The sequence below is a fragment of the Halomonas sp. ND22Bw genome (genome assembly GCF_003011945.1).
GTDB lineage: Bacteria > Pseudomonadota > Gammaproteobacteria > Pseudomonadales > Halomonadaceae > Halomonas > Halomonas halophila.
In genome coordinates this window covers 1-230 of record NZ_PXWD01001925.1, presented here as the reverse complement: position 1 = coordinate 230, position 230 = coordinate 1, and the positions used below count along the sequence as shown (strand labels likewise).

The 230-nt window shown below is 72.6% G+C and carries 1 pseudogene; it reads left to right on the top strand.

Annotation, left to right across the window (positions count from 1 at the left end):
- A pseudogene (locus CVH10_RS24995) lies at nucleotides 1-230 on the top strand (30S ribosomal protein S7); the annotation flags it as partial.

Genomic DNA, 230 nt, shown 5'->3' with positions numbered 1-230 from the left:
GCCGAGCGCATCGTGTACGGCGCCTTCGACATCGTCGAGAACCGCGCCCGCGCGAACCCCATTGAGGTGTTCCGCGCCGCCCTCGACAACGTCGCCCCGGCGATCGAAGTCCGCTCCCGCCGCGTCGGTGGCGCGACCTACCAGGTTCCGGTCGAGGTGCGCACTGAGCGCCGCCAGGCTCTCGCGATCCGCTGGCTGATCCAGGCCGCCCGTGGCCGCACCGACCGCAC